This window comes from Bradyrhizobium hereditatis (assembly GCF_020329435.1).
Taxonomy (GTDB): Bacteria; Pseudomonadota; Alphaproteobacteria; order Rhizobiales; family Xanthobacteraceae; genus Bradyrhizobium; species Bradyrhizobium hereditatis.
On the sequence record NZ_JAGKJK010000023.1, the window covers coordinates 53,053 to 65,889 of the forward strand.

10 protein-coding genes and 1 pseudogene are annotated in these 12,837 nt (G+C 64.0%); 7 read left to right on the plus strand and 4 right to left on the minus strand.

Annotated elements, in window-relative coordinates; translation table 11 throughout:
• Nucleotides 1-6: 6 nt before the first annotated feature.
• Genes J6524_RS33650 through J6524_RS33670 form a run of 5 tightly spaced genes read left to right on the plus strand, consistent with a single transcriptional unit; the run spans nt 7 to nt 4,758 of the window.
• A complete protein-coding gene (locus tag J6524_RS33650; protein ID WP_225678204.1) occupies nt 7-876 on the plus strand; it encodes a branched-chain amino acid ABC transporter permease in 870 nt (289 codons plus the stop codon).
• Complete coding sequence (locus J6524_RS33655) at nt 873-1,814, plus strand: branched-chain amino acid ABC transporter permease (RefSeq protein ID WP_225678205.1); 942 nt, start codon at nt 873-875, stop codon at nt 1,812-1,814. The genes J6524_RS33650 and J6524_RS33655 overlap by 4 nt, the downstream gene beginning before the upstream one ends.
• Nucleotides 1,811-2,560, plus strand: coding sequence for an ABC transporter ATP-binding protein (locus J6524_RS33660; RefSeq protein WP_225678206.1), 750 nt, complete (start codon nt 1,811-1,813; stop codon nt 2,558-2,560). Before J6524_RS33655 ends, J6524_RS33660 begins: the two co-directional genes overlap by 4 nt.
• Nucleotides 2,553-3,284, plus strand: a complete 732-nt coding sequence (locus J6524_RS33665; RefSeq protein ID WP_225678207.1) for an ABC transporter ATP-binding protein — start codon at nt 2,553-2,555, stop codon at nt 3,282-3,284. Before J6524_RS33660 ends, J6524_RS33665 begins: the two co-directional genes overlap by 8 nt.
• 22 nt (nt 3,285-3,306) lie before the next feature.
• Nucleotides 3,307-4,758 carry an aldehyde dehydrogenase gene (locus tag J6524_RS33670; protein WP_225678208.1) on the plus strand — a complete coding sequence of 484 codons (1,452 nt, stop codon included), beginning with the start codon at nt 3,307-3,309 and terminating at the stop codon, nt 4,756-4,758.
• Here J6524_RS33670 and J6524_RS33675 read toward each other — a convergent pair.
• The 4 genes and pseudogenes from J6524_RS33675 to J6524_RS33690 form a co-directional block, all read right to left on the minus strand.
• A complete protein-coding gene (locus J6524_RS33675; protein ID WP_225678209.1) occupies nt 4,755-5,564 on the minus strand; it encodes an energy transducer TonB in 810 nt (269 codons plus the stop codon). The genes J6524_RS33670 and J6524_RS33675 overlap by 4 nt on opposite strands.
• On the minus strand, nt 5,561-6,028 hold the full coding sequence (gene exbD, locus J6524_RS33680; protein WP_057855220.1) for a TonB system transport protein ExbD: 468 nt from the start codon (nt 6,026-6,028) through the stop codon (nt 5,561-5,563). The genes J6524_RS33675 and exbD overlap by 4 nt, the downstream gene beginning before the upstream one ends.
• A 3-nt stretch (nt 6,029-6,031) precedes the next feature.
• Complete coding sequence (gene exbB, locus J6524_RS33685; RefSeq protein WP_376712112.1) at nt 6,032-6,997, minus strand: tonB-system energizer ExbB; 966 nt, start codon at nt 6,995-6,997, stop codon at nt 6,032-6,034.
• A pseudogene (locus tag J6524_RS33690) lies at nt 6,994-7,431 on the minus strand (2OG-Fe(II) oxygenase family protein); the annotation flags it as partial. The gene exbB and the pseudogene J6524_RS33690, both read right to left, overlap by 4 nt.
• 644 nt (nt 7,432-8,075) lie before the next feature.
• Between J6524_RS33690 and J6524_RS33695 the strand changes: the two are divergent.
• Together J6524_RS33695 and J6524_RS33700 are read left to right on the plus strand one after the other, a co-directional pair.
• Complete coding sequence (locus tag J6524_RS33695) at nt 8,076-9,245, plus strand: efflux RND transporter periplasmic adaptor subunit (RefSeq protein ID WP_225678211.1); 1,170 nt, start codon at nt 8,076-8,078, stop codon at nt 9,243-9,245.
• Nucleotides 9,242-12,382 carry a multidrug efflux RND transporter permease subunit gene (locus J6524_RS33700; protein ID WP_225678212.1) on the plus strand — a complete coding sequence of 1,047 codons (3,141 nt, stop codon included), beginning with the start codon at nt 9,242-9,244 and terminating at the stop codon, nt 12,380-12,382. The genes J6524_RS33695 and J6524_RS33700 overlap by 4 nt, the downstream gene beginning before the upstream one ends.
• Nucleotides 12,383-12,837: the final 455 nt, after the last annotated feature.

Genomic DNA, 12,837 nt, shown 5'->3' on the forward strand with positions numbered 1-12,837 from the left:
CACGCCATGACCAACGCCATTCTGACCGGCCTGATGCTGGGCGGCATGTATGCGCTCATCGCCATGGGGCTCACGCTCCAGTACGGCGTTGCGCGCATCATGAATCTCTCTTACGGCGAGTTCCTGATCGCCGCCGCCTTTGCATCGCACTGGCTGTTCACGGGCTGGGCGGTCAGTCCGTTTGTCGGGCTGGTGTTGGTCGTCCCCCTCGCCTTCGTGCTGAACTTTGCGATCTATAAATTGCTGCTGACACCGCTGGTGCGTCGCGCGCCGAACCGCGACGCGCTCGAGGTCGACAGCATTCTCGCGACCTTCGGGCTCACCTTCGTGATTCAAGGCTCGATGCTCGCGCTGTTCGGCGGCGCCTACTACAGCTATTCCTTCCTCGCCTTTCCGGTGCAGTTCCTCGGCGAGACGGTGGCGGCCAACCGGCTCGCCGCGCTCGGGATCACCATCCTGCTCGGCCTCGCGCTCTATCTGGCGCTGACACGAACCCGGGCCGGCACGGCGGTTCGCGCCGTCGCCGTCGATCCCTTTGCCGCCCAGCTCGTCGCCATCAACGTTCCGCAAGCTTCCGCCCTGACCTTTGCACTAGGTGGCGCGCTGGTGGCCGCGGCGGGCGTGCTGGTCAGCACATTCCTCACCTTCAGCGCGTCATCCGGCGTGGTCTTCACCATGAAGGCTCTGATCGTGGTCGTGATGGGCGGCGTCGGTAACATGCTGGGCTGCCTGGTCGCGGGCCTTGCTCTTGGCCTCAGCGAGGCGCTGGTCGCCTCCTATGTCGATCCCGGCCTCACGCTGGCCGTCAACTTCGCGCTGTTTCTCGCCGTGCTGCTGGTGAAGCCGGCCGGCCTGTTTGGCAGGGCGACGCGATGAGCGCGCGTATTGCCGGTATCGGTTCTCTGGCGCTGGCAGCGATCGCGCTGCTGGCATTCGTGCCGCGTCTTGGCAACGCCTATTATCTCGCGCTTTCCATCAGCCTGCTGCAGTACACGGTGCTGGCGACCGCCTGGGGAATGTTTTCGGGCCCGACGCGCTACGTTTCGCTGGCAACGACCGCCTTCTTCGGCGTCGGCGCTTATACCGTGGCCGTGCTTGGCGAGATATTGCCCTGGCCGCTCGTGCTGCTGATCGCCGCGGCGCTCGGCGCCATGGTGGCAGGCGTCGTCGGACTATCGACGCTGCGCCTGAGCGGCGTCTACTTCGTCATCTTCACGTTTGGATTGACCGAACTGATCCGCCAACTCGTGGTCTGGTTCGAGGTCAACAAGTCGCGCGTGCTCGGCCGCTATGTCTTCGTCAACATCACCCAAGCCGATATTTACTGGCAGTTGCTGGCGCTGACCGCCGCGGTGTTCCTGCTTGGCTGGCTGATCGCGCGCTCGCGGCTCGGCTTTGCGCTACGGGTGATCGGCGAAGACGAGACCGTCGCAAAACATTGCGGGATCAACACCACCTTCGCCAAGGTCGCGCTGTTTACGATCAGCGCCACGATCATGACGCTGGTCGGCGCGATCATGGCGCCGCGCTGGACCTATATCGAACCGTCGATCGCCTTCAATTCGATGATCTCGTTTCAGGTGCTGATCATGGCGCTGCTCGGCGGCGCGCACCGGCTGTGGGGGCCGGTGCTTGGCGCCATCCCGCTCACCCTCTTGTTCGAGCTCCTGAGCGCGCGCTTTCCGAACACATTCACGATCATCCTCGGCTGCATCTTCCTTGTGATCGTCTACATGCTGCCGCGGGGTGTGGCGGGCTTGTTCGAGAGGCGATCGGCGCCATCAGCCAAAACCACGCAACGGGTGACCGCATGAGCTCCGACGGCGGGACACCAGTGCTGGCGGTCAACGGACTACGGCGCGCGTTCGGCGGGCTCGTCGCGGTCAACGATCTTGGCTTCGAAGTCGCCCTGGGCGAAATCATGGGCCTGCTCGGCCCCAACGGCTCCGGCAAAACGACGGCGCTCAACCTGATGTCTGGCGTGCTGCGTCCCGATGCCGGCACTATCCGCCTGATGGGCCAGGATATCGCGGGCCTTGCCTCGTACCGGATCGCGCGGCTTGGCCTGGCGCGAACGTTCCAACTCGTCCGCGTGCTCGATGGCATGGACTGCCGCGAGAACATCAGGGCGGGGCTGGCGTTTCAGAAACCTCACTTGACCGCCGCCGAGGCCGAGCTTCGGATCGGCGCCCTACTCGCGCGCGTCGGCCTTGCCGGCCATGACCAGCGGCCGGCGGCCGATCTCACCTATATCGACCGCAAGCGGCTGGAGCTCGCCCGCGCCCTTGCCGCCAAGCCACGGCTGCTGCTGCTCGACGAATGGCTCGCCGGGCTCAATCCATCCGAGCTTGCAATCGGCATCGACCTGATCCGATCACTGCGGGCAGACGGCATCACCATCGTGCTGGTCGAGCATGTGATGAGCGCGGTTCGCGCGCTGTGCGACCGCTGCATCGTCATGAGCAGCGGCCGCAAGATCGCCGAAGGCTTGACCGCGGACGTGCTGAGCGATGCGGCGGTGGTCAAGGCCTATCTCGGCGGAGTGGCCGCCGATGCTTGAGGTCGCAAATCTCAGCCTAACTTACGGCCTCCACCGCGCACTCGACGGTGTCGCCCTCAACGTCGGGCGCGGCGAGATCGTCACGATCCTCGGCGCCAACGGCGCCGGCAAGACCTCGCTGCTGAAGGCCATCGCCGGCGTGGTGCGTACACTTCCGGGCAAGCAGGTGCGCCTTGGCGGCCGCGATATCTCCGCGCTCGCCGCGCACGACATCGTCGAGAACGGACTGGCACTGGTGCCCGAGGGGCGCGGCATCTTCGGCGACCTCACGGTGAAGGAAAATCTCCTGCTCGGTGCCAATCCGAAGCGCGCGCGCGACGGCGAAGCAGCGCGGCGCGAGCAGGTGCTCGAACTTTTTCCGCGTCTGCGCGAACGCGCCGCCCAGATCGCGCGCACCATGAGCGGCGGCGAACAGCAGATGCTCGCCATTGGCCGTGCGTTAATGTCCAATCCGGACATCTTGCTGCTCGATGAACCGTCGCTCGGGCTCTCGCCAGCGATGGTGCAGGAGCTGTTCGCCACGCTGAGACGGGTGCGCGAAGCCGGCGTCGGCTTGCTGCTCGTCGAGCAGAACGCGCAGGAGAGTCTGCGCATCGCCGACCGCGGCTATGTGCTCGAAAACGGCATCATCGTCGGCCACGGCACGGCCGATCAGCTGAAATCCGATCCCGCCGTCCAGCGCGCCTATCTCGGCGGCGCACCGGCCGCCACACCATCATCGTAACGCACAGCCGAAGGAGAGAACCATGTACGAAATCTCGCTGCTGCTCGAGAGCAAGGATGTCCCGGCGTCGAACGGCGCGACGTTCGATCGCCTCAATCCAGTCACCGGCGATCTCGCCAGCCGCGCCGCGGCGGCCCAGCTCGCGGACGCCAAGCGCGCGGCCGATACCGCCGCTGCTGCCTTCCCGGCATGGTCTGCCACCGGCCCTAGCGCCCGCCGTGCGATCCTGCTCAAGGCCGCCGACTTACTGGCGTCGAAGACGTCGCAATTCGTTGAGCTGATGGCGGCCGAAACTGGGGCGACAGCCGGCTGGGCCGGGTTCAACGTTCATCTCGCCGCCGGCATGCTGCGCGAGGCGGCGGCGATGACCACGCAGATCTCGGGCGAAGTCATTCCATCCGATAAGCCGGGCTGCATCGCGATGGCGGTGCGCCAGCCGGCAGGCGTGGTGCTGAGCATGGCGCCGTGGAATGCACCGGTCATTCTCGGCGTGCGCGCGATCGCGCTGCCGCTCGCCTGCGGCAACACCGTCGTGCTGAAGGCCTCCGAAATCTGCCCGGGCACCCATCGGATGATTGCCGAATGCCTGCGCGACGCCGGGTTGCCGCCGGGCGTACTCAACGTCATCACCAACGCGCCGGAAGACGCCCCTGCCCTGATCGAGACGCTGATCGGCCATCCCGCGGTACGCCGGGTCAATTTCACGGGCTCAACGCGCGTGGGTCGCATCATCGCGCAGGTGGCGGCGAAATATCTGAAGCCCGCCCTGCTCGAACTCGGCGGCAAGGCGCCGATGATCGTGCTCGACGATGCCGATATCGACGCGGCGGTTGCCGCTGCGGCCTTCGGCGCCTTCATGAACCAGGGGCAGATCTGCATGTCGACCGAGCGTCTCGTCGTCGACGAGAAGATCGCCGACGCCTTCGTGACCAAGCTCGCGGCAAAAGCAGGATCGCTGGTCGCCGGCGATCCCCGCAAGGGCAATGCGCCGCTTGGATCCTTGATCGGCACTGATGCCGCGGCGCGCATCCAGGCCCTGATCAACGATGCCGTCAGCAAGGGCGCCAAGGTGGTTGCAGGCGGACGCAGCGAGGGCACGCTGATGTCGGCAACCGTGATCGACGGCGTCAACTCGTCGATGCGCATCTATGGCGAGGAGTCGTTCGGCCCGGTGGTCTGCGTCGTGCGCGTCAACGGCGTGGATGAAGCCGTTCGGGTCGCCAATGACACGGAATATGGGCTGTCGGCCGCTGTGTTCAGCCGCGACATCCCCCGTGCGTTGGAGGTCGCCAAGCGCATCGATTCCGGTATCTGCCACGTCAACGGGCCCACCGTTCACGACGAGGCGCAAATGCCGTTCGGCGGCGTCAAGGCTTCAGGCTATGGGCGCTTCGGCGGCAAGGCGGGTATCGCCGAGTTCACCGAGCTGCGCTGGATCACCATCGAGACGGGACCGCAGCACTATCCGATCTAGCGGGAAGCGCGGGCGTCACTCTTGTTCTTGACGCGGAAAATCACCGGCAGGGTGAAGGTCAGGCCTTCGTCGGCGATGACAGGCGGCGGCATCGGCACTGGATCGGAGCGCCGCACCATCGCCAGCGCCGCCTCGTCAAAGGCCGGATCGCCGGAGCCCTTTTCGATGTCGGTCGAGAGCACGTGGCCCATGCGGTCGAGGGTAAAGCGAACCTGGATCTCGGCGGATTTCTGCTGCCGCTCCTTCGGATAGCGCTTGTGCTTGTCGAGATGCGCGACCAGCTCCTTCTGCCATGTCGCGCGTATACGCCGCGCGCTCTCACCGGTGCCGATCGCGGGCGCGACGGAACGTTGCCCTTCCGGCATTTCCTCGGAACTCGGTGTCGCGGTCGCCTCCGAGGCGACCGACTCGGGGGACGCCTGCGTCTGCACCGCCGCGATCTTCGGGTCGTCCTCTTTCGGTTTCTTGGACTCGGTCTCCGTCACCACCCGATCGGCCTCTTCGGGCTCGGTCGGCTTGTCCTGCGGCAGATCGGTTTCCTTCGCCTCCGCATTCTGCTCTGGAAGCGGCGGCGAGTGCGCGGCAGCATCGGTGTCCGGCCCCGGCGGCAGGTCGGTCACCTCGCGGCGCACGGCGGCCATTTCGAGCCCGACCTCGATCGCCGTCGCGCCGAGGGCGTCATCGGCCTCTACGGTCTGCAAATGCGCAATCGCCAGCGCTGCGCCGCCGACGTGGAGCGCGAACGCGATCACCGCGGCTGTAATCCAGAGCCGCCGGGAGGGTTTTTGGTCATCGAGCCCGGTCAAGGTTTTGCCGGCGCAGCTTGCGCCGCCGCTGCTTCGGGAACGCCTTCGAGCGCAACCAGCTTGAGCTTGGAATAGCCGCCGGCGCGCAGGATTTCGAGCACGTTCATCAACTCGCCATAGGGTACGGCGCGGTCGGCACGCAAGAAGATGTAACGCTCCTTGCTGGCGTCCGGCATCGCATCGAGCGAGCGCACCAGATCGACGCGCTTGACCATGTCCTCCCCGATCGCAACCGAGAGATCCGGCTTGATGCTCACATAGGTCGGCTTGTCCGGCTTCTTCTGCGGGGTGGCGGTCGATGTCGGCAGATCGATCGGCAGGTCGACCGTCGAGAGCGGCGCCGCCACCATGAAGATGATCAGGAGAACCAGAATGACGTCGATGAATGGCGTGACGTTGATCTCGTGCGATTCCGCGAAATCGCTGTCGTCGTCGTGGTCATGTTCTGCGATCGAGGCGCCCATCGCCTACTCCGCCGCTGTGCGCGCATGCGCGCCGCTGATGACATGGGTACGGTCGAGATCGCGCGACAACAGCCGCCCCGCGGCGCCCGACGCACGGCTGACCAGCTCCATGTAGCCTTTGGTCACCCGTGAAAAGTGATTGTAGATGATGACGGCAGGGATCGCAGCGACCAGGCCGATCGCGGTCGCGAGCAGCGCCTCTGCGATGCCGGGCGCCACCACGGCGAGGTTCGTGGTCTGCGATTTCGAAATGCCGATAAAGCTGTTCATGATGCCCCAGACCGTGCCGAACAGGCCGACGAAGGGCGATGTCGCGCCGATGGTTGCCAGAAGGCCCATGCCGAGCCTGATCCGCCGCGCCTCGGCGCGCACGATTTCCGCAAAGCTTGACGCAGCGCGCTCCTTGATACCGGCATCGCTCGATATGCCCGCCGACAGCCGCGCCTCGCGCATCGCCGCCGCCAGGAAGGACGCCAGCACGCTACCCTTGGCACCCAGCGCGAATTGCGCTTCCGCCAGCGACCGTGCGTCGGCGATCTTGGCCAGCGCCGAGCGCACCTTGCGCTGCACCACGGCCAGCTCGATCATCTTGGCGATGAAGATGGTCCAAGTCACCAGCGACGCAAAGGCAAGGCCGACCATGACCGCCTTGACCACCACGTCGGCCGACATGAACATAGTCCACGGCGACAATTCCTTGAGCTCGGCGGCCGCCGCTTTCAAAAGCTTTCCTTCACGCCCGGCTGGAGTGGCAGCCGTGTCCGAGGGCGCGGAAGGCTCAGCCGCCTGTGCTGCCGGGGATGGAGAAACCGGTGCCTGCGAAACGGCCGGCGCCTGCTGGACCGCAGGGGAGGATGGCGCTGCAGGGATGGTGTTCTGCTGGGCCGAGGACGGTGCCGCCAGCGACAGCATCGCCAGCGCGGAGATCACCGCAAAAATCATCACGCGAGAAAGAGGCATGTTCTTCATACTTCGGCCCAGTAGCGGATCAGGTTGTGATAGGTACCGGTCAATTTGACCGTTTCGGGGTCGTCTCGTCCCAGCCGCTCTACCAGGGCCTGAATCGAGGTATCGAGATCGAAGATCAGGCTCCGGGCATGTGCATCCCGTACCACGCTCTGCAGCCGGAAAAAAGATGCCACCCCCATACACCGGACGACCGGCGTGACCAGATGCAAGCTAGACGCAGGATAAAGCACGTCGTCCCCGGCTGCGAGTTTGAGTTCGTGGGAACCGGCGAGGTCCTCCATCACCGGCTCGCCGCCCTCGTACTCATCGGGGATCCGCAAGCCAGTGAGCCGATCTCCCCTCACCGCATTGTCGACATGGAGGCCAAAATGGTGCCCGTCATAGGCCGCGTAGCGGTTAATTAGCGGCGGAACGATCTGCAGCGGGATCGCGCCTCGGTGCGCCGGCGGCGAACATCGTCGCACCGCGGTGGAGCGCGTCGCAATAGAGCTTGTCGGTGAGTTTCTCGCGCTGAGTTTCATGATCCAGTTCTTGTCGATCTTCTTCTCGACAAGGGCGTCGAAGCGCCCAGTCGCTCGGGAGCAGCGTGCCAGCACTGGCACCGAAAGCATCCTTGCACTTCGGCGCCAGAGAACGGCGCCACCAATTCGCAGCAATCGACATGCTGCGAACGGTCCCGCGGTAGGTACCGAGCGAAAGATTTTGGGTCAACGCGCTTGGACAAATAGTCCGGTTAAAACCGCAGAGATCACAGCGATTCTAATCTGCAGTTTGAAACGGCTCCAAAGAATACTTTGTAAGGGTTCTAAAGAGACAGCTTTGATCTCATCGCGAAGGTCGGTGAGGAATCGCAAACGATCAGGCAAGTCTTTCGCGCGCCCGCGACCGCGTATTCACCTTGCACAAAAACTCGCGCCACAGATCACGCAAGATTTTTTCGGCGGCGCGGAATCATGCCCACCGCAGCGTCAAACCTTTCCAATTGTTTAGGATTCTCAACCCTTAGTGTTTGTACTCGATAAGCGTGCGGACGTTATACCGGCAGTGCCGGGGGAACTCCTTCAATCGATGAGCATGCATGCCGAGGCCGCGCACAATCCTTTGGGCTTTGCTGATCGTGGCGATTGCTGCGCTGGGCTACTTGAGCTGGCAGCGCTTCCGAAGCGAGGATCATCAGGCGCAAACTGAAACCCAGAAGCGCGCCCCTGTCCGTGCTGCCGTCCCAGTACGGATTGCCCCGGTCGAAAAGGCCGATTTCCCGGTTTATCTGACCGGTCTCGGCACCGTGCAGGGCTTCAACACCGTCGTCGTCCGTAGCCGCGTCGACGGTCAGATCAACCGGATCGCGTTTCAGGAGGGCCAGGTCGTCAAGGAAGGCGACACTCTGGTCGAGATCGATCCACGGCCGTTCCAGGCTGCACTCGATCAGGCCAAGGCCAAGAAGGCGCAGGACCAAGCCAATCTCGCCAATGCCAACCTCGACCTGCAGCGCTCCACTCGGCTCGGTGAGTTCGCGACCCGCCAGCAAACGGATACTCAGCGTGCTTTGGTCGCGCAATTGGCGGCGCAGGTGGCCGGCGACGACGCCGCAATTGCCAATGCGCAGACGCAGCTCGATTACGCTACCATCAAGGCGCCGATCTCCGGTGTGGTCGGCATCCGCCAGGTCGATGTCGGCAACATCGTCAACGCCGCGACGCAGACCGGTATCGTGACCATCGCCCAGATCGAGCCGATCGCAGTGATCTTCACCGCGCCGGAAGACCAGTTGCCCGAGATCAAAGCGGCGCTGGCCGCAGGCTCTCCCAAGACCATCGCGCTTTCCACCGACGGCAAACGCGTGCTCTCCACCGGCACGCTTTCGCTGATCAATAACCAAGTCGACACGTCGAGCGGCACCGTCAGACTCAAGGCCGTATTCGACAACAAGGATCGCGCACTATGGCCGGGCCAGTCGGTTTCAACCCGGCTGCTCGTTGCGACGCTGAAGGACGCGACCGTCATTCCCGACGACGCCGTCCAGCATGGACCGAATGGTCTTTACGCATACACGGTCAACAAGGAGAACAAGGCTGAACTCCGCAAAATCAAGGTGACGCGCTCGATCGACGGCCGCTCGGTGGTCGATGAAGGGCTGGCGCCCGGCGAGCAGGTGATCTCGGCAGGCCAGTACAAGGTTCAGCCGGGCACGCTGGTGACGACGGCGGTCGCCAGCTCGGATCAGGCGCAGGCAAAGGCCAGCGAATGAGCGGGGGAATTTCCGCACCCTTCATTCGCTATCCGATCGGCACCTCGCTGATGATGGCCGGCATCATGTTCGTCGGCCTCGTCGCCTATCCCCTGCTGCCGGTTGCGCCTCTGCCGCAAGTCGACTTTCCGACCATCCAGGTCACCGCCAACCTGCCGGGCGGCAGCCCGGAAACCATGGCCTCGTCGGTGGCGCAGCCGCTTGAGCGCCAATTCGCGCAGATTCCAGGCGTCGCGCAGATGACGTCTACGAGCTATCTCGGCACGACCGCAGTCAACATCCAGTTCGATCTCAACCGCTCGATCGACGCCGCCGCCAACGATGTGCAGGCCGCGATCAATGCCGCCAGCGGCCAATTGCCGAAAAATCTCCCCTCGCCCCCAATCTATCGCAAGGTCAACCCCGCGGACTCGCCGATCCTGATCCTGTCGGCGACTTCGGACACGCTGCCGCTTACGTCAGTCAGTGACGCCGTAGACGCCCAGCTCGCGCAGCAGATCAGCCAGATCTCAGGCGTCGCCCAGGTCATCATTGGCGGCCAGCAGAAGCCGGCGATCCGTATTCAGATCGACCCGGCGAAACTCGTGGCCAAGGGCCTGTCGCTGGAGGACGTGCGCAGCCAGATCGCGATCACGACCGTTGACAGCCCCAAGGGCAACATCGATGGCGAGCGCCGCGCCTACACCATTTACGCCAATGACCAGTTGCCTGATTCCAAGGACTGGAACGACGTCATCATTGCCTATCGCAACGGCGGCCCCTTGCGTATCAGAGATATCGGCCAAGCCGTCACCGGCCCGGAGGACGCCAAGCAGGCGGCCTGGGCCAATGGCAAGCGCGGCGTGTTCCTGGTGGTGTTCAAGCAGCCTGGCGCCAACGTCATCGAGACCGTCGACAAGATCAAGGCGACGCTGCCGCGGCTGGTCACGGCAATCCCGCCGACCGTCAAGGTCGAGGTGATGAGTGATCGCACCACGACCATCCGCGCCGCGGTCGAGGACGTGCAATTCACCATGCTGCTCACGATCGCGCTGGTCGTGATGGTGATCTTCATCTTCCTGCGCAACTTCTGGGCGACCGTAATCCCGGCGGTGACGGTGCCACTTGCGCTGCTCGGCGCGTGCGCGCTGATGTGGTTGTGCGACTATTCGCTCGACAATCTGTCGCTGATGGCGCTCACCATCGCCGTCGGCTTCGTGGTCGACGACGCCATCGTGATGCTGGAAAATATCACGCGCTATGTCGAGGAAGGCGAGAAGCCGATGGCCGCCGCCTTCAAGGGCGCCAGAGAAATCGGCTTCACCATCGTATCGATCAGCATCTCGCTGATCGCGGTGCTGATCCCGCTATTGCTGATGGGCGGCATCATCGGGCGGCTGTTCCGCGAATTCGCGGTGGTGCTCGCGATGACCATTTTCGTATCGATGGTCGTATCTCTGACGCTGACGCCGATGATGGCTTCGCGCTTCCTTCGCGCGCACGGAGAAACCAGGCATGGCCGGCTTTATCAATGGAGCGAGCGCGGTTTCGACGCGATGCTGCGCGTCTACGAGCGCGGTCTCGATCTGGCGCTGCGCTGGAAGCTCACAACGCTGATGATCTTCTTCGCCACCTTGGGATTATCGGTCTACCTGTTCATGATCATTCCCAAGGGGTTCTTCCCGCAGCAGGACAACGGCCTGATCACGGCCACCTCGGAGGCCGGTCAGGACATCTCCTTTGCCGAGATGAAACGGCGTCAGGAAGAACTCGGAAAGATCGTGCAGGCCGACCCCGACGTGGCGACGGTCGCGATGGTGATCGGTGGCAGCGGCCGCGCCGGGAACAACGGCAATCTCTTCATCACACTAAAGCCGCGCGACGAGCGCAAGGCTTCCGCGCAGCAGATCATCGCGCGCCTGCGGCCGCAGCTTGAGAAGGTCGAGGGCGCCCGCCTCTATATGCAGGCGGCGCAGGACGTGCGGCTCGGCGGCCGGCCGACGCGCACACAGTTCGAGTTCACGCTGCAGGATGCCGATCTAGCCGAATTGAACGAGTGGGCGCCGAAGATCCTGGCGAAGATGCAGACGCTGCCCGAACTTCGCGATGTCGCCACCGACCAGCAGACCAATGGCACCACGCTGGAGCTCAAGATCAACCGCGACACCGCCGCGCGTTACGGTATCCAGCCGCAGCTGATCGACGACACGCTCTACGACGCGTTCGGCCAGCGCCAGGTGACGCAATACTTCACTCAGCTTAACACCTACAAAGTGGTGCTCGAAGTGCTGCCCGAGCTGCAGGGCAGCATCGATACGCTGAACAAGATCTATGTGAAGTCGCCCACGACCGGCGATCAGGTGCCGCTGTCGACCTTTGCCACCTGGACCAGCGTGCCGGTGCGGCCGCTATCGATCAGTCATCAGGGCCAGTTTCCGGCGATCACGATCAGCTTCAATCTCGCGCAGGGCGTGGCGCTGGGACAGGCGACCAATGCCGTGCAGAAGGCGATGGTCGAACTGGGCGCGCCGGCGACGCTCAATTCGAGCTTCCAGGGCACGGCGCAGGCATTCCAACAGTCGCTTGGCACAGTGCCGCTGCTTATCCTAGCCGCCCTCGTCGTGGTGTACCTGATCCTCGGCATCCTCTACGAAAGCTACATCCATCCGATTACGATTCTTTCAACGCTGCCGTCCGCCGGCGTCGGCGCGCTCGCGATCCTGATGCTGTTCGGGTTCGACTTCAGTCTGATCGCATTGATCGGCATCGTGCTCCTGATCGGCATCGTGAAGAAGAACGGCATCATGATGGTCGACTTCGCCATCACGGCCGAGCGCGACGAGAACCTCGAGCCCGAGGCCGCGATCCGCAAGGCGGCACTACTCCGCTTCCGCCCCATCATGATGACGACCATGGCGGCGCTGCTCGGCGGCGTGCCGCTGATGCTCGGCACCGGCACGGGATCGGAAATCCGCCAGCCGCTCGGCTATGCCATGGTCGGAGGCCTCCTCGTCAGCCAAGCGCTGACGCTGTTCACGACGCCGGTGGTCTATCTCTATCTCGACCGGCTCTCGAACCTGTTTACACGAAGGGGCCGTTCGGTCGATGACGAGGAGCATCCCGATGCCCGAGCGTCGGTCAAGCAGGCGGCCGAATGAGTTGGCTGCGCAGACGCCGCAGCAGGCTTCGCTGCGGCGTATGAGAAGGTCAGGTAACACCGCAGCGGCGAAACGAAAGCGGCGAACTTAGCCGTAGTGGTCATGCCCCGCGAAGGCGGGGTATCCAGTACGCCGCGGCTTCTCAATTCCATTACTATTGTCTCGGAATACTGGATCGCCCGCATGCGCGGGCGATGACAGCTTGGCCGTGCGGCACTACTGCCGCGCCATCTCCGCCGCACCAACCCCTCGCCATTCAGCGACCCCGGCCCGCTCTCGATTCACGACCGCGAGATGGAGGAACGGCTGGCAAACTGCCTCTTGCTGTTACTACAAGCAGAGATGACGGCGGATCGGGCCGGCGCGTCGGCGCGCAAGACGCGCGGACGCAGGAAGTGAATCCGGAGGCTAGAACACGGCGTTGGGGGATTGTCGTTCAGATCGGAGAAAGGGCA

Coding starts and splice junctions, on each gene's coding strand:
- J6524_RS33700 (WP_225678212.1), top strand. CDS start 9,242: ATGAGCGGGGGAATTTCCGCACCCTTCATTCGCTATCCGATCGGCACC.
- J6524_RS33695 (WP_225678211.1), top strand. CDS start 8,076: ATGCCGAGGCCGCGCACAATCCTTTGGGCTTTGCTGATCGTGGCGATT.
- J6524_RS33650 (WP_225678204.1), top strand. CDS start 7: ATGACCAACGCCATTCTGACCGGCCTGATGCTGGGCGGCATGTATGCG.
- J6524_RS33655 (WP_225678205.1), top strand. CDS start 873: ATGAGCGCGCGTATTGCCGGTATCGGTTCTCTGGCGCTGGCAGCGATC.
- J6524_RS33660 (WP_225678206.1), top strand. CDS start 1,811: ATGAGCTCCGACGGCGGGACACCAGTGCTGGCGGTCAACGGACTACGG.
- J6524_RS33670 (WP_225678208.1), top strand. CDS start 3,307: ATGTACGAAATCTCGCTGCTGCTCGAGAGCAAGGATGTCCCGGCGTCG.
- exbB (WP_376712112.1), bottom strand. CDS start 6,997: ATGAAGAACATGCCTCTTTCTCGCGTGATGATTTTTGCGGTGATCTCC.
- J6524_RS33665 (WP_225678207.1), top strand. CDS start 2,553: ATGCTTGAGGTCGCAAATCTCAGCCTAACTTACGGCCTCCACCGCGCA.
- exbD (WP_057855220.1), bottom strand. CDS start 6,028: ATGGGCGCCTCGATCGCAGAACATGACCACGACGACGACAGCGATTTC.